The 21,264-nt window shown below is 67.8% G+C and carries 9 protein-coding genes and 2 pseudogenes; 7 read left to right on the top strand and 4 right to left on the bottom strand.

What is annotated here, in order from left to right; genetic code table 11:
• Positions 1–103 precede the first annotated feature (103 nt).
• From ACUZUJ_RS12155 to ACUZUJ_RS12140, 4 genes and pseudogenes are all read left to right on the top strand, one after another.
• A pseudogene (locus tag ACUZUJ_RS12155) lies at positions 104–238 on the top strand (type II secretion system inner membrane protein GspF); the annotation flags it as partial.
• Positions 239–348: 110 nt separating this feature from the next.
• Positions 349–483, top strand: a pseudogene (locus ACUZUJ_RS12150) (type II secretion system inner membrane protein GspF); the annotation flags it as partial.
• A 268-nt stretch (positions 484–751) separates the two neighbouring features.
• Complete coding sequence (locus ACUZUJ_RS12145; protein WP_101765577.1) at positions 752–1,936, top strand: PstS family phosphate ABC transporter substrate-binding protein; 1,185 nt, start codon at positions 752–754, stop codon at positions 1,934–1,936.
• 365 nt (positions 1,937–2,301) lie between these two features.
• Positions 2,302–14,670 (top strand): filamentous hemagglutinin family protein, encoded by a 12,369-nt coding sequence (locus ACUZUJ_RS12140; RefSeq protein ID WP_458220062.1) that lies wholly within the window; start codon positions 2,302–2,304, stop codon positions 14,668–14,670.
• Positions 14,671–15,185: 515 nt separating this feature from the next.
• Here the strand turns inward: ACUZUJ_RS12140 and ACUZUJ_RS12135 are convergent.
• From ACUZUJ_RS12135 to gspH, 3 genes are read right to left on the bottom strand one after another with little or no spacing between them, the layout of a single operon-like run.
• Complete coding sequence (locus tag ACUZUJ_RS12135) at positions 15,186–15,800, bottom strand: prepilin-type N-terminal cleavage/methylation domain-containing protein (protein ID WP_049444741.1); 615 nt, start codon at positions 15,798–15,800, stop codon at positions 15,186–15,188.
• On the bottom strand, positions 15,797–16,147 hold the full coding sequence (gene gspI / locus ACUZUJ_RS12130) for a type II secretion system minor pseudopilin GspI (RefSeq protein WP_233490770.1): 351 nt from the start codon (positions 16,145–16,147) through the stop codon (positions 15,797–15,799). The genes ACUZUJ_RS12135 and gspI overlap by 4 nt, the downstream gene beginning before the upstream one ends.
• An 8-nt stretch (positions 16,148–16,155) precedes the next feature.
• The gene (gene gspH / locus ACUZUJ_RS12125; protein WP_458220061.1) at positions 16,156–16,602 is read right to left on the bottom strand and encodes a type II secretion system minor pseudopilin GspH; all 447 of its coding nucleotides are present in this window, start codon (positions 16,600–16,602) and stop codon (positions 16,156–16,158) included.
• Between the two features lie 103 nt (positions 16,603–16,705).
• Here gspH and ACUZUJ_RS12120 point away from each other — a divergent pair, with 103 nt between their 5' ends.
• Positions 16,706–17,182 (top strand): hypothetical protein, encoded by a 477-nt coding sequence (locus ACUZUJ_RS12120; protein ID WP_458220060.1) that lies wholly within the window; start codon positions 16,706–16,708, stop codon positions 17,180–17,182.
• 100 nt (positions 17,183–17,282) lie between these two features.
• Here the strand turns inward: ACUZUJ_RS12120 and ACUZUJ_RS12115 are convergent, their stop codons facing one another.
• Positions 17,283–17,618: a hypothetical protein gene (locus ACUZUJ_RS12115; protein WP_049444737.1), complete on the bottom strand. Its 336-nt coding sequence runs from the start codon at positions 17,616–17,618 to the stop codon at positions 17,283–17,285.
• A 201-nt stretch (positions 17,619–17,819) separates the two neighbouring features.
• On the opposite strand from ACUZUJ_RS12115, the gene ACUZUJ_RS12110 reads away from it, so the two are divergent.
• Both ACUZUJ_RS12110 and ACUZUJ_RS12105 read left to right on the top strand, forming a co-directional pair.
• The gene (locus ACUZUJ_RS12110; RefSeq protein ID WP_049444735.1) at positions 17,820–19,436 is read left to right on the top strand and encodes a ShlB/FhaC/HecB family hemolysin secretion/activation protein; all 1,617 of its coding nucleotides are present in this window, start codon (positions 17,820–17,822) and stop codon (positions 19,434–19,436) included.
• A gap of 38 nt (positions 19,437–19,474) precedes the next feature.
• Positions 19,475–21,259 (top strand): DUF2341 domain-containing protein, encoded by a 1,785-nt coding sequence (locus ACUZUJ_RS12105; RefSeq protein WP_101765574.1) that lies wholly within the window; start codon positions 19,475–19,477, stop codon positions 21,257–21,259.
• The last annotated feature ends 5 nt before the right edge of the window (positions 21,260–21,264 follow it).

Raw genomic sequence — 21,264 nt, 5'->3', positions numbered from 1 at the left:
CCATGCGTGGATGGATCGCGCGACGCGCGCCACATGCGGTGCATCCACGCATGGCGTGGATCTACCGACATCTGGATTCCGCCACACAATCCTCCATGCCTTCGAGATCGAGCGTCGCGCGATGGCGCTCACTGCGCTGCTGGGACCGACCATGATCCTGGTGATGGGTGGCATGGTGCTGATGATCGTGCTGGCCGTGCTGATGCCGATCATGGAAATGAACCAGCTGGTGCAGTAGATCCACGCCATGCGTGGATGGATCGCGCGACAAGCGTCATATGCGGTGCATCCACGCAGGGCGTGGATCTACTGACATCTGGATTCCGCCACACAATCCTCCATGCCTTCGAGATCGAGCGTCGCGCGATGGCACTGACCGCACTGCTGGAACCGACCATGATCCTGGTGATGGGTGGCGTGGTGCTGACGATCGTGCTGGCCGTGCTGATGCCGATCATGGAAATGAACCAGCTGGTGCAGTAGATCCACGCCATGCGTGGATGGATCGCGCGACGCACGTCACATGCGGTGCATCCACGCAGGGCGTGGATCCGATGACATCGATTCTCCACACAATCCTCCACACCTTTTTTCGATCTTCCACAGGTTTCTTAAGCGGCCTGTCATCGGCGCGGACCAGCATGGACACGTCGCCGCAGAGTGGGCTGGGAGGCCCTCGGCGGCAGCAGGCGTGTAGTGACCGTTCCTCCCTTGGTGTTTCCCTTCGCAGTAAACCCTTCAGGAGAAGATCATGAACAAGTACAAGACCCTGGCCGCGCTGGTTGCCACCGCGCTGCTCGCCACCGCCGGTGCTGCTTCGGCGCAGCAGTCCCTCGTCAATGGCGGCGGCGCCTCGCTGCCGGCTGATCTGTACAAGGGCCAGGCCGACAGCATCCTGCCGTCGAACTTCAGCTACGCCGTGACCGGTTCGGGCACCGGCAAGAAGGCGTTCCTGGAAAACAAGATCGCGCTGTTCATCCCGACCGGCACCGGCAACGTCCACTTTGCTGGCAGCGACTCGGTGCTGAGCCAGACCGAAATCGACACCTACAACGCCACCTACAACTCCGCGACCTCGACCACCAAGTTCGGTCCGCTGCTGCAGATGCCGTCCGTCGCCACCTCGGTCACCATTCCGTTCAACAAGGCCGGCTCGGCCGTTGACCTGACCGTGACCCAGGCCTGCGGCATCTTCTCGGGCAAGATCACTGACTGGGCCGACACCGGCACCGGCCGCACCGGCCCGATCCAGGTCATCTATCGTGGCGAGAGCAGCGGCACCAGCGAGCTGCTGACCCGCTTCCTGACCAGCGCCTGCCAGCCGGGCGACGTTGCCGGCACCAACCTGAAGCTGACCAACGGTGCGCCGGCCTTCTCGGTGCAGTCGACCTTCGCCAACCTGTTCACCACCGTGCCGTCGAACTTCGTCGCCGCGCCGGCCACCGGTGGCACCGCGCTGTACAACGCGGTGTACGCTGCTGACGGCCGCATCGGCTATGTCGGCCCGGACGTGATCCCGAACCTGCAGGACGCGACCAAGGTTGCCAAGCTGAAGGGCTACTCGCCGGATGAAGTGAGCGTTGCTGCCACCCTGAACACCATCGCTCCGCCGTCCACGGCTGCCGACATCGCCAACCCGGCCAAGTGGGTGCCGGTGTTCACCAACCCGTCGGCGGGCTATCCGATCGCTGGCTACACCAATCTGGTGTTCGGCCAGTGCTACCGCGTCGCCCTGGCTCGCAATGCGATCCGCGACTTCCTGCAGAACCACTACAACGTGGGCGCTACCGGCAACAACGATGCTGCGGTGCGTGCGCACGGCTTCATCCCGCTGACCCAGGACTGGCGTGAAGCGGTTGCCGCCAACCTGGTTTCCTCCTCGGCCACCACCGGCCTGAGCAACGCCAACACCTGCACCACCGGCGTCGGCCGTTGATCCAGGGGTACTGTTGAAAAGGGCGCCGGCCGCAAGGCCGGCGCCTTCTTGCGTGTCAGTCCCTGGCTGGACCGGCAGACATGATGCGGCGGTCAGCGCGCATCGGTTCGTTCCACCCGGTATCACCTGGGTCGACGCGATCCGCACCCGGTTCGCCGTGGCGGGCGTGCCGACGGGCTTGAACAGCCGAGTACCTGATGAACAGGCGCCGGCGCGATTGCCGGCGCCTTCTTCCATTGTGGCGAGCGCTTTCTTGATGTCGGCTTCACGCCTCCAGCCTCGTCTAACAGGGGCAGGGCACCGATCGCCCCATCCATCAGACAGTGATGCGGCTGCGGCCGCCCAATCAGGTTGACGAGGTTCAGATGTCGCACGCGCTCACGACCGTTTCCCGTCCGTCCATGCTGCGCCGCAGTCACCCGATGGCGTGGGCCGTCGCGGTCGCGCTGGGTACGGTGATCGCCCCCGCCAGCCAGGCCCAGCAGGCGTTCAGCCCGGGCTGGTTCGCTGATCGCGGTGCGGCCCAGGGCGCGGCGGCGCAGAGCGGGCGCATGCCCAACGGGGTGCCGATCCAGTTCCAGTTGCCAGCGCAGCAGCAGGACGCCGCACGCCAGAAGCTGCAACAGTCCATCGACAACCTCGGAACCGCCGCGCAAGCCATCGCGCTGCAGCAGCGGCTGCAGGAACAGGCCCGGCAGGCGCGTCGGGAGGCCGGCTTCATCGTGGCCGACGGGCTGGGCAAGGACGGCCTGAAAGTCGATGAGAACCCGCTGACCCGCGGCTGGTTGAATGCGCGCGAGGCGATCCAGTCCCAGGGCAGCGATGGCCGGGTCCAGGTGAGCGTGGAGCAGACGGCGGACAAGGCAATCCTGAACTGGGAAACCTTCAACATCGGTGGCAACACCACGCTGAGCTTCCAGCAGAATCCGGATTGGGCGGTGTTGAACAGGGTCAACGACCCCAATGCCCGGCCCAGCCAGATCCTCGGCCAGCTGAAGGCCAATGGCACGGTGTTCGTGGCCAACCGTAATGGTGTGGTGTTCGGCAACAACAGCCAGGTCAACGTCCGTAACCTTGTCGCCGCTGCCGCACGCATCAGCGATGGGCAGTTCCGCGACAACGGCCTGTTCAGTGCCGACGGCACCACCGCCGCGCTGACCGAAGCCTTCGGCAAGGTGATGGTGGAGCAGGGCGCACGCATCGCCACCCACGAGCCATCAAGCGCCACCCGCGGCGGCGGCTATGTGCTGCTGGCCGGCAGCAGCGTGGAGAATGCCGGGCAGATCGAGATGCGCAAGGGCCAGGCACAGTTGGCGGCGGGCGACAGTTTCGTGATCCGTCGCGGTGTCGGCACCGCGCAGAACACCGCGTCGACCACGGCCGGCAATGAGATCGCACCACGCTTCGTGCAGGGCAGCAGCGCTGGCGACGTGCGCAACAGCGGCCTGATCCAGGCGCGCGAGGGCGACATCACCCTGGCCGGGCGCAGGGTCGAGCAGGCCGGCGTTGCCGTCGCCACCACCACGCTGGGCCAGCGCGGCACCATCCATCTGCTCAACGCGATCAGTGACCGCCAGGGCCAGGTGACGCTGAACTCGGGCGCGACCACCGCAGTGCTGATCGAGGACGATGGCAAGAGCGTGGTGCTGGACAGCCAGCGTGACGCGTTGATCAAGTCCTCGGCGGAGCAGGATGTGCTGCGCGCGGCAAGCAGTGCTGGCACGTTCGACAACCTGTCGCGGCTGCAGGACCGTCGTGACCAGTCGCGCGTGGAGATCGTCTCCGGTGGCGACATCAATTTCAAGGATGGCTCGTTGACCCTGGCGACCGGTGGCCAGGTGGTCAGCGACGCGGCGCGTCGCAGCTACGTGGGCAACGCGGCGCAGGTCGATGTCTCCGGCGCGGTGGGTGTGCGCGTGGCGATGGAAAGCAACAATGTGCAGGTGAAGGTGCAGGGCAACGAACTGCGCGATTCGCCGGACAACCGCGACAATGGCGCGCTGATCAGCAGCGAGGTCTGGATCGATCGTCGCGAACTGCAGCACGTCGCGGCCGGTACCGGCGGCTATGCTGCTGACCGCTGGTACGCCGGTGGCGGCCTGCTGGAAGTGGGCGGCTACCTGGACAACCAGGGCCACTCGATCGGCGAATGGGCGGCCCAGGGCGGCACCGTGCAGCTGGGCGGCAGCGAAGTGGTGACCCATGGTGGGTCGAAGATCAACCTGGCCGGTGGCAGCCTGGATGTGCAGTCCGGCGTGATCAAGCAGAGCTGGCTGCGCGGCACCGATGGGCAGCTGTACCGCCTGGACGACGCGCCGGCGGAGATGCAGTACGCCGGCCTGTACAAGGGATTCGAGGTCGATCACCAGCGCTGGGGCGTCAATGAGGCCTTCCGCAATCCGCTGGTGGCGCCGGGCGAACGGGTCGACAACGGCTATACCGTCGGGCGTGATGCCGGCCGGCTGGTGGTCTCCGCGCCGACTGTGGTGCTGCAGGGTGACATCAACACCCAGGCGTTCCAGGGCGCACAACAGGCCAAGGCACCGGACCAGGGCAAGGATGGCTACGCGCAGGCACAGACGGCAGTGGCACGCAATGCACAGCTGTGGCTGGGGCGCTATGACAACGCGGGGCGCACTGCGGTCTTTGATACCCAGGTGCGCGTCGTTCAAGGTGCGGTGCCCGTCGCTGACTGGACACTGCAGGCACCGATCCCGGTTCAGCAGCGCAACACCCTGTGGCTGGACGCGGGCCGCCTGAGCGAACAGCAATGGTGGCGCCTGGACCTGGCCACCGCCGGCAGCATCGCCATCGATGGGAAGCTGCGCCTGCAGGATGGCGGGCAGCTGGTGCTGACCGCCAGCGACGTTCGCCTGGGCGGTGATATCGGCATTGCCGGTGGTCAGCTGCGGGCCGGCAATCTGCTGGCCGTGGCTGGCAACCCTGTCACTCCGCTGCTTCAGGCTGGGCGTGGACGGGTGGAGATCGTCGACGGTGCACGCATCGACCTTGCCGGCCGTTGGAGCAATCTGCTGCTGGACCCCAGCGCGGCGCAGGGCCAGGCGTGGAGCGATGGCGGTCGCCTGCAGCTGGAGAACAGCCATGACGTGGTGGTCGGGCGTGGCAGCGAACTGAGTGTTGACGCCGGCGGCCGTGTCGACAGTGCTGGAAAGGCGCGCATCGGCAAGGGCGGCAGCGTCAGCCTGCAGGCCAACACTCTGGACAACGCTGGAGGGGAAGTTGGCCGGCTGACGTTGGCCGAGGACGCACGCATCAGCGCGCTGGGCCAAGGCAGTGGCAGCCTGTCGCTGACGGATGGCGGGCACATCCGCATTGGTGGTGACGACCAGGCGCCCGGCGTGCTGACGCTGCGCAGCGCGCTGTTCGGCAGCGGTTTCAGCCAGTACGACATCAATGCACAGCAGGGTCTGGAAGTGGCCGATGGTGCGCAGATCGAGGTGGTCATGCCGGGCCTGCGCCTGGCCAGCGACGCGCTGAAGGCCGTTACCCGCGAGGGCGCGGTGCAGGCATGGTTGGCCCCGCTTTACAGTGCCGATCCGGTGAGTGGCCGCATCAGCCAGCGTTCCGGTGCGGGTCTCCTGCTGCGCTCGCAGTTCGGTAACCGTGGCGGTGATCTGCGCATCGGCAAGGGTGCAAGCGTGCAGGTTGATCCGGCACAGTCCATTGAACTGCGGGGTGCAGGCAACATCGCCGTGGAGGGGCGCCTGCACGCGGCCGGCGGCCGGATCCGGCTGGATGACGTGCGCACGGCCATCGATCTGTTCGACGGACAGCCCAACAGCCGCACCTATCGCATCGCGGAGGGGGCGGAACTGGATGTCAGTAGCGATGCCTTCAGCGTGAAGGATTCAGCACAGCGGCTGCGCGGGCTGGTGCGCAAGGGCGGCAGCATCGAGATTGGGGGTGCCCTGGACTGGGAAGGTGCCGGCGACGTCAGCGATCGTCCGGTGGATGCGTTCATCGTGGTTGAGCGGGGCGCGCGGTTGCGTGCCGACGGCAGTTCAACGGCGTTGCATATCGACGGCCAAGGCACGCAGCAGGTGGACAGCGATGGTGGCGAGATCGTGCTGCGCTCGGCCAATGCGCTTTACCTGCAGGGCAACCTGCAAGCCGCGGCCGGTGGTGCAGGTGCGCGCGGCGGCACCCTGGGCATCGCCTTCGGCGGCGGTGTCTACGCACCCAACGCAAGCGCTCTGGTGCGGGCACCCAGATTCCTCGCCCTCAGCCAGAAACGGGAGGAGAAGCCCATCCCGGCGACGCCCGCATACGGCGATGCGAGGTTGTCGGTGGAGCAGATCCGCGACGGTGGGTTCGACAACCTGTCGCTGTTCACTGCGGTGCGCAGCGAAGGCGACATCGACCTGCGGATGGGCCAGAGCCTGCGCCTGGCAGGCTCCGTCGGCATCATGCCGGGTGCGGCAGCGGCCCGAACCATCACCCTGCAGGCGCCCTATCTGAAGCTGTCCAGCCCGAGTTGGGCCGTGATACCCGGCGAAACCACCGTGGGCAGCGCCGACGTGCCACTGGCATCGGCACGGCAGCACCGACTGCAGGCCGACGCGCAGCTGATCGATGTGCGCGACACCGTGCGGCTGGATGGGTTTGACGACGTGGCCCTGCACAGCAGCGGTGATGTGCGGCTCCTGAAGGGCAACCCCCGTGCGGGTGCGATCGATGCCGAGCTGCTTGCAGCGCGGCGCATGGAGGTCACCGCGGCACAGATCTATCCGGTGGCCGGTGCGTCCGGTCGCCTCGGCGCCGGCTTGGATCCGGTCGCCGTCTCGTCCGATCCGCGCTGGAAGGATGCGGCCGGCGTGCTGCGCATCAATGGCCTGGGGGGCGCTGCACCGATCACGCCTCCGTCGGCGCTGGGCAGCCTGATGCTCACTGCAGCGACCGTCGAGCAGGCGGGCGTGGTGCGCGCACCGATGGGCAGCATTGTGCTGGGTGGCACCGACAGCAACAGCGTCCTGGCCTCCCGTGTCTCGTTGCTGCCGGGGAGCGTGACCTCGACCAGCGGCGCCGGCCTGAGCCTGCCCTACGGTGGCACGGTGGATGGCATCCAATGGCGCCTGGAGGGTGCAACCGTTGCGCCGAGGAATGTAGGCGGTGGCGCGTTGCCGGTCGGCATCCGCCTGGTCAGCAGCGAGACCGCGGTGGCACCGGGTGCGGTGCTGGACATGTCCGGAGGAGGGGAGCTGACCGGTGCGGCCTTTGTCAGTGGCCGTGGCGGTTCGGTGGACATCCTGCGGAATGCATTGGCCGATGCGAATCCGCGCTATGGCTTCAGCCAGTCGGGCAATGAGGTCTACGCCATCCTGCCGGGCTTTGCAGGCAGCGCTGCCCCGCTGGGCCTGTCCGATGGCTCGGCCGATCCGGCGGTGGGCCAGCAGGTCGTGGTGCCCACGGGTGTACCAGGTCTGGCAGCGGGTACCTATACGCTGCTGCCCGCCAGCTTTGCGTTGCAGCCAGGCGCGTTCCGGGTCGAGCTGGGCGCCAGTGGCGCGACCGGCACCACAACCGCGCTGGCCACCGGGACCGGCTCATGGCGGGTCGCCGGCCATCGCACCAATGCACTGGGCGGTGCGGTGTCACCGTTGCTGACGGACCTGTTGCTGACCCCGGCTGCGGCCGTGCGACGGCACTCCGGATACAACGAAACCAGTTACAACGCCTTCGTGGCCGCCAGCGCGCAGCGACTGGGCCTGCCGCGCGGGTGGCAGACGGTCGATGCGGGCATGCTGCGGCTTGAGCTCGGCGCAGGTGCCGGCCGTCAGGGAACCTCTGCGCTGCGCTTCGAGGGTGAGGCACGCTTCCAGCCCGCCGCCGGCAGTGGCGGCATGGGGGGCAGCGTGGAGGTTGCACGCATCAGCCAGGTCGGCGCGCTGGAGATCATCGCAGCGGGCGGCAAAGCTGCTGCAGACCGGCAGGGTGCGACCATCGAAGCCGACGCGCTCAATGCGCTGCAGCCTTCGCGACTGGTCATCAACGCGCGGGTACGTTCGGTTGCGCCGTCCACCATTGATGTCATGGGCGTTGGCCAGGACGTGGTGGTGCGCAGCGGCGCCGTACTGCGCGCGCCGGAAGTCCTGATTGGTGCGGTTGACGGTGGGCGCGGCATCGTGATCGAGGCCGGGGCGGGAATCGATACGATCGGCCTTGGCGCCGCCGGCCTGCCTTCAAGCCTGGGCTATGTCTACCAGGTGGGTGGCGGGCTGTTGGCCGTCTCCAATGACCACCCCGAAGTACTGGCACCGGCGACTGGAACGACCGGAACCCGCGTCGACATCGACATTGGCGCCTGTGATCCGGGGGTCACCTGCGCCGGCCAGGCCCGGCTGGTGTCGGAGGGAAGCATCAATGTTGCATCGAGTGGGCAGCTGCAGCTGCGCGAGGGCGCCGTGTACGGCACACGCGAGCTGGCGCTGGGCATGGGCAACATCAACCTGGGTACGGCCGAGGCCATCGCCCGCGCGGCAGGGGCATCGGCGCTGCCACCGGGCCTGATGCTCAACCAGCAGGTCCTGCGTGATCTGCTGCGTGGCAATACAGCCGTCGGCGCGCCTGCGCTGGAGACCCTGCGCCTGAATGCGGCCGAGGCGATCAACGTATTCGGCAGTGTGGATCTGGATACACGGGATGCGGCCACGGGCAAGCCGAACCTGCGCAGCCTGGTGCTGGGCGCACCGGCAATCCACGGTTATGGCGACAGCAATGATCGCGCGCGCATCTTTGCTGCGGAACTGACCTGGTCCGGGCAGCAGGGCGCTTCGTCGGTGCTGGGTGATGCGAAGGCACAGCCGGTCGGGCCCGCGATCGCCAACCGGTTGGGCAGCGGGCAACTGGAGATCATCACCGATACGCTGCGATTGGCGCCGTCGCCGCGCTCGCGTCCTTCGTCGGAAGCCCTGGCCGGGCGCCAGGTGCTGGGCTTTGCCGGAGTGAGCCTGCAGGCCTCGCGCCAGCTGGTGTTTGCCGGTAGCGGCGATCTGGCGGTCTACCAGCGCCAAGGCGACTACGAGGCGGGCAAGGGCTGGGCCTTCAGCGGTGGCAACCTGGACATCCAGGCGCCGCTGGTCACCGGTGAGGCCGGTGCCAAGCTGTCGATGAAGACCGGAGGCACACTGGCCGCGCACAGCACCGCTGCCGGTGGCAGCGCCGACGCACTGGGCGCCGAGCTCGACCTGCGCGCCGGCAACATCGTGCTGGATACGCGGTTCGCGCTTGCTTCCGGCCGGTTGTCGGCCAGCGCCGACCATTCATTGCGCCTGGGCAGCAGCGCCGACCTGGACCTTTCAGGGCGCAAGGTCAGCCTGTTTGACGTCGACAACTACAGTTGGGGCGGCGATGCGGTGCTGACCGCAGGCGACGGCAGCGTGCAGACCGACGTGGCATCGCGCATCGATCTGTCTGCCCGCAACAATCGTGCCGGCCGCCTGACCGTGACCGCACTCGGTGCCGGCGACGGGCGCGTCGACCTGGCTGGCCGGATACTTGGCCAGGCCTCGGGCCGCCAGGACATGGGCGGCAGCGTGGTGCCCTACGACAGCGGCGAACTGGTGGTCCGTGCGCAGCAACTGCAGGATTTCAGCGGTCTGAACCAACGCCTGACCCGCGACGGCGTGACCGGCGCACGCAGCTTCCAGCTCAAGCAGGGCGACCTTCTGATCGGCGACGAGGTGAAGGCACGCAAGGTCGATATCAGTGTCGATGGTGGCGCACTGCGGGTTGGCGGGCGAATCGACGCCAGTGGTGAGCAGGTGGGCAGCATCCGCCTGGCGGCGCGTGACGGCCTGCAGGTGGATGGCACGCTGGATGCGCATGGCACCGCGCTGCGTGTGGACAGCTACGGCGGCATCATCGACAGCCCCAACCGTGCCATTGTCGAGCTGGAAAGCCGCACGGGGACGCTGGCACTCGGCCCTGCTGCCAGGATCGACCTGCGCAGCGGCACCGGCGTCGCGGTGGGCACGGTGCCGGGACAGAACGATGGACGGGCGCGCGGTACGCTCGCGCTGAACGTGCCGCGCAGTGGCGGATCGGATGCAGCGATCCGCAGCGATGCAGGGTTGCAGGTGGCGGGCGCACGCGACGTGTTCGTCACCGCGGTACGTCGTTACGAGGATGCACCGCTGGCGACCACGCCGGATGTTAACGGGCATCGCTCACAGATGGTCACGCAGACCTGGCTGGATACCGTGGTGGATCCGGCCAGTACGGCCTGGATGAACGCGGCGCTGGCCAACACTGATCTGTCGGCGCGCCTGGCTGCCCTGGGTAGCGTGCGCCTGCGTCCGGGCGTGGACGTCATTGGCGTGGCGTCGGCCGCCAATCCCGAGGGCGACCTGACCGTCAGTGGTGATCTTGACCTGTCCGGCTACCGCTATGGGCCGCAATCCAACCGCCTGGATCCAGCACGCCGCGGATTCGGTGAAGCTGGTGCGCTGCGCCTGCGTGCGGCGGGCGACCTGAATGTCTACGGCAGCATCAACGACGGCTTTGCGCCGCCGCCGACCAGCCCGGATGATGCGGGCTGGCAACTGGTCGAGGGCGCGGTGTTCGGCCTGGGTGTCACCCCGTTCGGTGCTGACCTGGTGGTTCCCGGCGATGGCGTCGTGCTGGACATCGGCACCCGGTTCCCGGCCAGCGCGGTGCTGAACTACGCCATCCAGGTGCAGGCAGTGAAGTTGCCGGCGGGCACGACGTTGCCGGTCGACATGACGCTGACCGGGCCCCTGGTGTTGCCCGCAGGTACTGTGCTGCCGGCGGCGGTCACGCTCGTTGATGGCCAGGTGCATCCGGCAGGCACCGTGCTGGCGCAAGCGCTGTCGGTGCCGGCCGGAGCAAAGCTGTCTGCGGGCTTCCAGCTTCGCGGGGAAGCCAACGTTGCCGCGCACACCTGGCCGGCCGGCGTGCCGTTGCCGATCGAGCTGCGCCTGGCCGCGCGCACGCCGTTGGCGCGCGGCGCACTCATTCCCTCGATGGCCACGGTCAAACTGCCAGGGGGCACGCCGATCAAACTGCGGCCGACCGGCAGCGATGGACGCCAGGGGCGCAACTGGGCGTTGGCGCAGATGCTGCCCGAAGGCACCAGCTCCTGGGACGTGTCGCTCGTCGCCGGCGCCGACACGGACGCCGCAGACCCGCGTGCGCGCCGCTTCGGTGCAAGCGGTGACCTGACCCTGTCCGACACGCACTATGGTGCGATCCGCGATGCCAGCAAGCAGATGAAGTTCATCCGCGACCGGCTGTTGACCGCGGACGGCGCGCAACGCCTGGGGGTTGACGGCTCCTGGGTGGGCCGGACGATCAAGGACCTGGCCGCGCACCTGGGGCGTGACGAGGATGCACTGTGCAGCGTGGCTGCAAGCTGCATCACCTCGCCGTACATCTTCACCGAACTGGGCGCGGAGGAACTGGCGGGCGATCCGTCCCTCGCGGGAACCAGCGTCAGGGAGTTCGGCGAGATGATCGGCATGACCGAGGAAGCCATCTGCGGGCAGCTCAGCGATGGCTACTGTCTGATGCCGGGCGAGACGCGCGAAGTCACTACGATGGGCCCGCCACGGCATGGCACGCCGATGTGGAGTGTGTTGCGTACCGGCACCGGCGATCTGCAGCTGCTGGCGGCGCGGGATGTGCAGATGCGTTCGGTCTTCGGTGTGTACACGGCAGGCACGCCTGCATCGTTGGGCAACGGACATGACGAGCGCTTCCAGTCCGAGCGCAGTCCCCTGAACGGGCGCAGCGCGCTGCTGGGCCTGCAGCAGGCCACCGGTGACTATGATGCGGCGCTGGCCGCCTACCGCGCGTGGTATCCCGACCACGGTGGCAATCTGAGCGTGATTGCCGGCCGCGACGTGACCGGGGCAACCTGGGCGACCCAGTCGTCCGCAGGTACCGATCGTGACAAGGCGGACAGCGCCAGCAGTGCCGTCGGTGGGTGGTTGTGGCGGCAGGGCACCGGCAATGTGGCCGGCGTGGAACCGGTGGCGAGCAGCTGGTGGGTCAACTTCGGTACCTATGCGATCACGGGAACGACGGCGACGTCGACGCCACGCATGGTTGGATTCACCGGAATCGGCACGCTGGGTGGTGGCAATGTGGATATCGAAGCGGGACGCAACGCGGGCGTCACGGCGGCCAAGGGTGATGCACAGGGAGTGCTCGGCGGTGGACGCTATTCGACGGCGATCAATGCGGCAGTAGCTTCGACCGGTCGTGTCGACGATGGCCGCCTGGTGCAGACCGGTGGCGGCGATCTGCGCCTGCGCAGTGCCGGTGCACTGAATCCGCTGCTGGCTGCCACTTCCTACTCGCAGGCCCAGAACCAGCAGAATCTCGAGCTCAACGGCACGCTGGTGAATCTGCGTGGCCATCTCAGCGTCGAGGCAGCCCGGATCGGCGGCAGCGCCGTGGGGCCGAACGACTACCAGGCCATCGCCAACGGCCTGCGCACGATGGACCCCTATCGTTCGACCACCAGTGCAGCCATGGGTGGGCCGGTGCTGGTGCTGGGAGATTCGGTCGCGGATCTGAGGGCACGCGGCGACGTGGTGCTCTCGGGCGCCGCCGACGCCGGCCGGGTGAGGTTGTTCAATGGGAACGTGGTGACCGCAGATGACGGCACGCGACTGCTGGGTGTTGGCGGATTCTCGCTCTGGACACCGTCGACGGCCATCAACCTGTTCTCTGCCGGCGGCGATGTGGTGCCGATCGCGCAGCGGACCATTGAACCCATAGGCGATGGCAATGCGGAACGGACCGTCAGCGGCGCCACCTATTGGATCTATCCTTCGCGACTGCAGGTAGTGGCTGCGAGCGGCGACATCAAGTTGTCGCGCGCCGATGCGTCGAGCGTGCTGCTGACGGCACCGGGTGCCAACGGCAACCTGCAGATGCTTGCCGGCCGCTCGATCCTGGCCACCAGCGATGCGCCGGCGATCAGCAGTTCCGGTGCTGACACCCGTCTGCCATCGCCGTTTGATCCGGCGTTCAGCGCCTTCACCGCCGGCGGTACGCTGCGGCTGACCAATCTGTCGCAGGATGGCACGGTGGTGCCGTACCAGGCAGGAAGCGCGGACGCCAGCCCGCTGTTCGCCTTTGGTCCGAACCGGCCGATGCTGAGTACGCCGCGATCCGGTGGGACGCAGCCGAACCGCTTCTACGCCGGCAGTGGCGACATCATCGGCCTGCGTACCGGCGGCGAATGGGCGTTGGGCACCAGCCCGGAGATGATGCGCACGGTTGCCACCTGGTACGACGTGGCCGCGCCGGTCCAGCTGCGCGCGGGTACGGACATCCTCGGCAGTGCAGTGATGGCGCTGAACAATGGCAGCACGGACATGACGGTTGTACAGGCGGGTCGCGACATCGTGCACACCAACGTGACCGTGTTCGGCCCAGGGAATGTCGATGTCAGCGCAGGCCGCCAGCTCCGCCAGGAAGACAGTGGCAGCATCGTGAGCCGTGGCGGCCTGATCCAGGGCGACACCCGGCCGGGTGCCAGCATTGCAGTGACCGCCGGCAACCAGTCCATCGCGTTCGACGCCGTGCGCGCCCGCTACCTGGATCCGGCCAACCTCGCCGATCCGGCGCAGTCGCTGGCATCGCAGCCCGGCAAGGCGGTGAAGATCTACGACAAGGAGCTGAAGCAGTGGCTGCAGCAGCGCTTCGGCCTGGCCGTCGATGGCGCCGAGGCCCTGGCTGCGTTCGACCGCTTGCCGCAGGAACAGCAGCGCATCTTCCTGCGCCAGGTCTACTATGCAGAACTGCGCGAGGGTGGCCGCGAGTACAACGATCGGACCGGGCCGCGCGTTGGTTCCTATCTGCGTGGACGCGAGGTCATTGCCACGCTGATGCCGGACAAGGATGCAACGGGAGCGACGATCCAGCGCACCGGCGATATCGTGATGTACGGTGGCTCCGGCGTGCGCACCGAGGCGGGTGGCAACATCGAGCTGATGGCGCCGGGAGGGCAGATCGTGCTGGGCGTTGCCGGTGAAGTGCCGCCGGCCAGCTCTGGCCTCATCACGCAGGGCCAGGGCGACATCCGACTGTTCAGCCAGGACAGCGTGCTGTTGGGCCTGTCGCGTGTCATGACGGCCTTCGGTGGTGACATCCTGGCCTGGACGGAGCAGGGCGACATCAATGCCGGTCGCGGTTCTCGCACCACGCTGCTGTATACGCCGCCGCGACGGATCTACGACAACTGGGGCAATGTGCTGCTGTCGCCGCAGGCACCGGCCACCGGCGCCGGCTTTGCGACGCTGAATCCAATTCCCGAAGTACCGCCGGGCGACGTCGACCTGATCGCGCCGCTGGGCACCATCGACGCGGGCGAGGCCGGTATCCGCGTCTCCGGCAACATCAACCTGGCCGCGCTGCAGGTGCTCAACGCGGCCAACATCCAGGTACAGGGCGAGAGCAAGGGCCTGCCGGTGCTGGCATCGGTGAATGTCAATGCGCTGGCCTCGGCCAGTGCGGCAGCCAACAGCGCCAGCCAGGCGGCACAGGATGTGATGCGCAAGAGCCAGGACGAGGCACGGCGCAACCAGCCGTCGGTGATCAGTGTGCAGATCCTGGGCTTCGGCAGCGGCACCAGCAGCATCAACCCACCGGCGCGTGGCACCACCGCCAACAGCGGTTACGACGCCAACAGTGCTTTCCAGTTCCCGCAGGCCAGCCGCGACGACGGCACGCAGCGCCGGTAGGCATCGCACGATCCCGGTAGGTGCCGACCTTGGTCGGCACACAATGCTGCCGAACGTGGCCGGTAGTAGATCCACGCCATGCGTGGATGCAGCTGAACTGCAGGAACCGACAGCATCGGGCCAGCCGCCAGGGAACGGTGGCGGCCCCAGCCAGGACGGCACGGAGGGCAGGGAGCGGCCATCAGCGGTGAGGATCACCAACACGGCGCCGCCGGGCGCAGGAGTGCGCCCGGCGGCAGGAGGGCAGGGGATCCACGCCATGCCTGGAGCAGGCCCTGCGGTAGATCCACGCCATGCGTGGATGGCTGGGCCAGCCTCAGTGCCGACCAACGGTCGGCACCCACCAGAGCAGGCTCCGCAGTAGAAGCAGCTCGGCAGTAGATCCACGCCATGCGTGGATGGCTGGGCCAGCCTCAATGCCGACCAACGGTCGGCACCCACCAGAGCAGGCCTGGCAGTAGAAGCCGCTCGGCAGTAGATCCACGCCATGCGTGGATGCGCTGCAGGAAAGCGCCCTAAAGCTCCAGCACCCGCCGGTAGCTCAGCGGCCCACGCCCATCGCGCAGGCCAAACCGCAGCTCCAGCCCGGTGGCCGGCAGCACCTCGCCCTCGCTCGGCAGCGTCGCCCAACCGGCTCCGGGCTGCCAGGCGCGCACTTCGAACCGCTGCACATCCCTGGCCACCGCAATGCCCTTCGACGGCTCCGGTGCGGGCAGGGGATAGCGGTCCGTGGCCGCGCCACTGGCCCGCCACAGCGTGTTGCCCTGCCGCCACCAGCGCACCCGCTGCCAGCGCAGCCCATCACTGTCTACGCTGCGGGTGATTTCCAGCGCAAAGCTGCCATCCGGATGCCGTTCGCTCACCAGCGAAGGGGGCAGCAGTCGCTGCGGACGATCTGCCGGGCGCACCGCGCCGTTCATCAGCGCGTCGTCGGCACGCATTTCGATATCGCGCTGGAACTGCTGCAGTACGCGCAGCGCCGTCGTGGTCTCGGCATCGGCCCGGCGCAGGCGCTGGTCGCTGCTGGCCACGCTGTCCAGCGCACGCCAGCAGATCAGTGCAAGCACGCCCATGATGGTGATCGCGATCATCACCTCGATAAGGGTGAAGCCGCGCGCGACCCGCTTCATTGCGTGGCGGTCCACGGCAGCTGCATCCGGGCCAGCGACTGCCGCGGTGCATCTTCGGCCACCACGCTCAGTTCCAGTTGCAGCTGGCTGTCGCTGCCGGTGCCGAGATGTTGCAGCACCAGGAACGTGCTGCGCCCCTGCACGCAGCGCAGTCGCGCATCCCGCGGCGGCTGCCCGGCCAGGCGCAGTTCCTGCCAGCGGTCCTGCGCGCACAACAGCGCCAGGCGACGGTCGCGCAGGCGCGACTGATCGTCGGTGGCCACCGCCACCGAGCGCATGACCGCAGCCAGCGCAATCGAAACGATCGCCAGTGCGATCAGCACCTCGATCAGGGTGAATCCGCGCATGTTCCGCTTCACTGCACGACCTGCAACTGTCCGCTGCCATCATCACGAAGACGCAGCTGGCGGCCCTGCAACGACAACGTCAGTTCCCATGCCACGCCGATCCACTCCGGGCTCAGTTCAATCGGCGTGGCCGGCTGCACCACGATGCCCGCCGGTTGCCAGGGCTGGGGGCGCAGCAGGTCGTCGCGCTGCACATCGACCCAACGGGCACCCTCGCGGCGGCTGAACCGGTAGCCGGCGGCGTCGGCCTGCCAGCGCAGGGGGCGGCCATCGATGCGGGCCTCGTCGCGCGCCACCTGCAGGCGCTGCGCCAGTCGCTCGCCTTCCTGCCGCAGCTGGCGCGCGGGGTCGAGCAGGCTGCCCAGGCCCAGGCCGATGCCCGCCGTGCAGATGCCGATGATCACCAGCACCACCATCAGTTCCAGCAGGGTGAAACCACGCGGCACGTGCTGCATCGACGTTGCCTCCTGTCCGGGTCGATGCCTGCCAGCGTAGGCCTGCATGATGAAACAAAAACGTCAGCGGCAGCTGCTAGCGTGGGCAGACACGAACGTGGCGATGGTGCGGAACATGGATGGCAGACGCTGGGATCGCAATCGCATACTGACGCTACTGGCGGCAACCCTGCTGCTGGCCGTGGTGGCCTATTGGGGCGTGACCCTGTCTGCGGTGGCGCCCACGGCGGCGGCCAGCGAAACGCACGCGGAGGCACCTGCACGCCCCCTGTTCGATGCGGTGGCCAGCCTGCCGCTGGTGCGGCTGCTGTCGCCTGGTGCGGTGCAGACCGAGGTGGTCGTGCTGGGCGTGATGGCCGGCGACCACGCGCCGCTGGCGCTGCTTTCGGTGGATGGTCGTCCTGCCGAAGCCTACGCGCCGGGCCAGCGGTTGGGGCCCTGTACGGTGCTGGCCAGCATCAGCGCCAACGCGGTGGAACTGAACCAGGCGGGGCAATCGCGCAGCCTGCCGGTGCCCGCGCTGCCGCCGGTACCGAGCGATGGCATCGTGCCGGCCGTTCCGCAGGGTGGCGCTCCGTAGCGCCGAGCCCACGCCCGGCTGCGTCTGGAAGAACAGTCGAGCATGGCTCGACTCTACAGAAACCTGCTGAGCGCGGGCCAGGCTCTACAGCTGCGCCGGTTCAGCGCGCCGGTCGCTGCGGCACCACCGACTGCCCGAAGGCATCACCCATGCGCTGTCGCGTGCCCTCCAGGTTGTACTGCATCAGCTGGTTGCCGGGCTGCCGCATCAGGCGTTCGGCTTCAGGCAGCGCCGGTGACTTCGCCGATTTCGGCACCGGGGCCAGTTTGCGTTGCAGGCACTCCCAGGCGGGGATGCGCTCGCCGTTGACCTGTACTTCGATGCACGGCGCGGCATCGTCCTGCTTCTTCGCCTCGTCGGCCCAGGCCGATGGCAACGCCAGCAACAAGGCAAGGGCGAGGGCAGGGCGAACGCCCGCCTTCAACGGCTCACTCATCTCGAATCTCCTGCGACAACCGACGCTCTGCAATGAAGACGTGTGGCGAGGGCAGTCTCCGCCCGCGAATGTTCCGGCGCTGTCAAAAGATGACAGTGCTGTCACAAAACTGTTGGCGGTTTTGACGCGACGTGCACGTCCTGTTGGTAGACCCACGCGCCGCTCCCTGGCCACTCCCTTCGATACGACGCGATGCCTTCGATGACTCCTGTTCCGTGCCGAGCCGTCCGCCTTCCGCTGCGCCTGCATCCGCTGGTGCTGGCCCTGGCCGCGATGCCGCTGCCATTGTTCGCGCAGGAGGCGGCGCCTGCGCCCAGCGTGAACATCAATGAATACATCGTGCGCGGCAACACCGTGCTCGATCCGCGCCAGATCGAACGCGCGGTGGAGCCGTTCCTCGGCCCGGGCAAGACCCTGGCCGATGTCGAGAAGGCGCGCGATGCGGTCCATGCGCTCTACCAGCAGGCCGGCTACCAGTCGGTCTACGTCGAGCTTCCCGAGCAGCAGGTCAGTGGTGGCGTGGTGCTGCTGAAGGTGCAGCAGACGCCGATCGGCCAGCTGCGCGTGGTCGGCACCCGCCACGAGTCGCCCGAACGCATCCGCGAACGCGTGCCGGCGCTCGCCGAGGGCAGGGTGCCTGATTTCGACCAGGCGCAGAAGGAACTGACCGCGCTCAATGAAGGCGGACGTCGCCAGGTGATGCCCCTGGTGCGCGAAGGCCAGGTGCCGGGCACGATGGATGTGGACCTGCAGGTCGAGGAGAAGTCGCCGTGGCGCGCCAGTGCGGCGCTCAACAACGACCACAGCGCCGACACCGAGAAGCTGCGCCTGAGTGCATCGCTGGCCTACGACAACCTGTGGAAGCGTGGGCACAGCGCCAACATCGGCGTGTACCTGGCGCCGGAAGACACGAAGCAGGCCAAGGTGTTCTCGGCCTCGTACACGATGCCGTTCGAAGGCACGCCGTGGAGTCTGGAAGCGTCCGGCTACAAGTCCGACAGCCGCGTGCTGAACGCGGGTGGGCAGGTGGGTACCGGCACCGGTACCAACGTGATCGGCAACGGTCACTCGATCGGCCTCAAGCTCAACTATCGCCTTGCCGGCAGCAGCCAGTGGTGGCGCCAGCTCAGCCTTGGTGTGGATTTCAAGGACACCGAGGAAGACACCCAGATGGGCAAGGACAGCCTGAAGACACCGTTGAAGTACGCGCCGATCACGCTGGCCTTCGTGGGCGTGCGCCAGGGCGAACAGGATCAGCTGAGCATCAATACCCAGCTGGTGGCCGGCACCCGCCGCCTGTTCGGCTACGGCAGCGACGCCACCGCCTTCGGCCAGAAGCGCTATTGGGCCGACCCGAGCTTCGTGGCCTTCAAGGCCGACGTGGCCAACACCCATACCTTCGGCAACGACTGGCAGTGGTACGCGCGTGGCTCGCTGCAGGTGACCGACGCGCCGCTGGTGTCGGCCGAGCAGTTCGCCGCCGGTGGCATGTACACCGTGCGCGGCTATCTGTCGGCCGAGGCGATCGGCGACTACGGCGGCCTGGCCAGCCTGGAATGGCGCACCCCGGCGTGGTCGCTGTGGAGCGGCACTGATCTGCGCGTCTACAGCTTTGCAGACGCCGCCTACCTGCGCCTGCGCCAGCCACTGCCCGAACAGCGTGACAAGTACAACCTGGCCTCGGTCGGCCTGGGCGCGCAGCTGCGCCTGGGCGAGCACCTGCAGCTGCGCCTGGACTACGCCTGGCCCTATGCCGATGGCCCGGTCACGCGCAAGGACGACCCGCGCCTGCATTTCAACATCAGCACCAGTTACTGACCCTTCCCTTGAACATGCGTTCTCCGGAGACCCTTCGCATGGACCGTTTGCTTTCCCGAGTGTTGCTGCTGCTGGCCGCGCTGGTTGCGTTGCCTGCTGCTGCGGCCGATGCCAATTGGTGGCAGGCCGAATGGAAGTACCGCAAGCCGATCACTGTCGACGCCGGCCCCCAGGGCGCGGGCCTGGCCGGTGACCCGGGCCGCACGCCGCTGCTGCTGCGCCTGCATACCGGCAACTTCGGGTTCGACGGTACCCAGGACGCGGGCAATGACCTGCGTTTCGTGTCGGGCGATGGCCGCACCGTGCTGGCCCATCAGATCGAACAGTTCGATCCCAAGCTGGGCCTGGCCCTGGTCTGGGTGGACGTGCCGGCAGTCAGCGCCGCCGCGCCGCAGACGATCTGGATGTACTACGGCAATGAGAAGGCACCGGCCAGCGGCAACGGCCAGCAGGTGTTCGATCCGGATTACACGCTGGTCTACCACTTTGCCGAGGCCAATGCGCCGGCGCGCGACACTACCGCTTACGGCAACAACGCCGGTGCCGTCGTGCCGCCGTCCGAGGGCGCGGTGATCGGTCGTGGCGTGCAGCTGGGTGCGGGCCCGCTGCCACTGCCCGCCAGCGCGTCGCTGGCGCAGGAAGCGGGTGCGCCGCTCACCGTTTCGGCCTGGATCAAGCCGGGCGGCAACACTGCCGCGCAGGCGATCTACGCCCGTCGTGATGGCACGTCCGAGCTGGTGCTGGGTATCGAAAACCGGGTTCCGTTCGTGCAGCTCAACGGCCAGCGCAGTACGCCTGCGCAGCCGATTCCGGAAGGGCAGTGGGCGCACGTCGCGCTGACGGCGGAGAAGGGCGCGTTGCAGTTGTACCTCAACGGCCGTGTGGTGGCCCGGCTGAGTGGCGAGCTGCCGGCGCTGAGCACGGCGCCGGTGGTCGGCGCCGATGCCCCGGGTGCGGCGCAGCCGCTGGCCAACTTCGAAGGTGCGCTGGATGAGCTGCGCGTCTCGCGGGTGGCACGCCCGGCGGCGCTGCTGCTGGCGGATGCCACCGCGCAGGGCGCCGATTCGCGCCTGATCAGCTACGGTGCCGACGAGCAGTCGGCTGGCCAGAGCCACTTCGCCTTCATCCTCAAGGCGATGCCGTTCGATGCCTGGGTGGTGGTCGCCATCCTCGGCCTGATGATGCTGCTGTCGTGGGCGATCATGATCGCCAAGAGCCGCCACTTCGGCCGCACCAGCAAGGCCAATGCGGTATTCACCGAGAGCTTCGGCAAGCTGTCCGGCGTGCCGCTGCGCACCCTGTCGGACATGGATCGCCAGGGCAAGGCACCGACCGCCATGCACGATGGGTCGTTGTGGCGCATCTACCAGGTGGCCATCGATGAAATGCAGCAGCGCCACCAGCGCGACGGCAACAGTGGCTACCTGAGTGGCGCCACCATCGCCGCGATCCGCGCCTCGATGGATGCGGTGATGGTGCGCGAGCAGGAAGCGATGGCGCGACGCATGAACTGGCTGTCGACCACCATCGAAGGTGCGCCGTATGTGGGCCTGTTCGGCACCGTGATCGGCATCATGCTGGTGTTCGTGGTGGCGGCGATGGCCGGCGCGGTGGACATCAACTCGGTGGCGCCAGGCATGGCCGCGGCGCTGCTGTGTACGGCTGCCGGCCTCGGCGTCGCGATCCCGGCACTGTTCGGCTACAACTACCTGGGTGCGCGTGCCGAAGCGATCGGTGCGGACATGGCGGTGTTCATCGACGAGTTCGCCGCGCGCCTGGCCGAAGAGCAGGACGGGCGCGGCCCGGCCGCGGTCCAGGGCTGAGGGGC

The organism is Stenotrophomonas sp. S4, from assembly GCF_054187805.2.
Note: the sequence above shows the minus strand (reverse complement) of the source record. Positions and strands in the feature narration are given on the sequence as shown.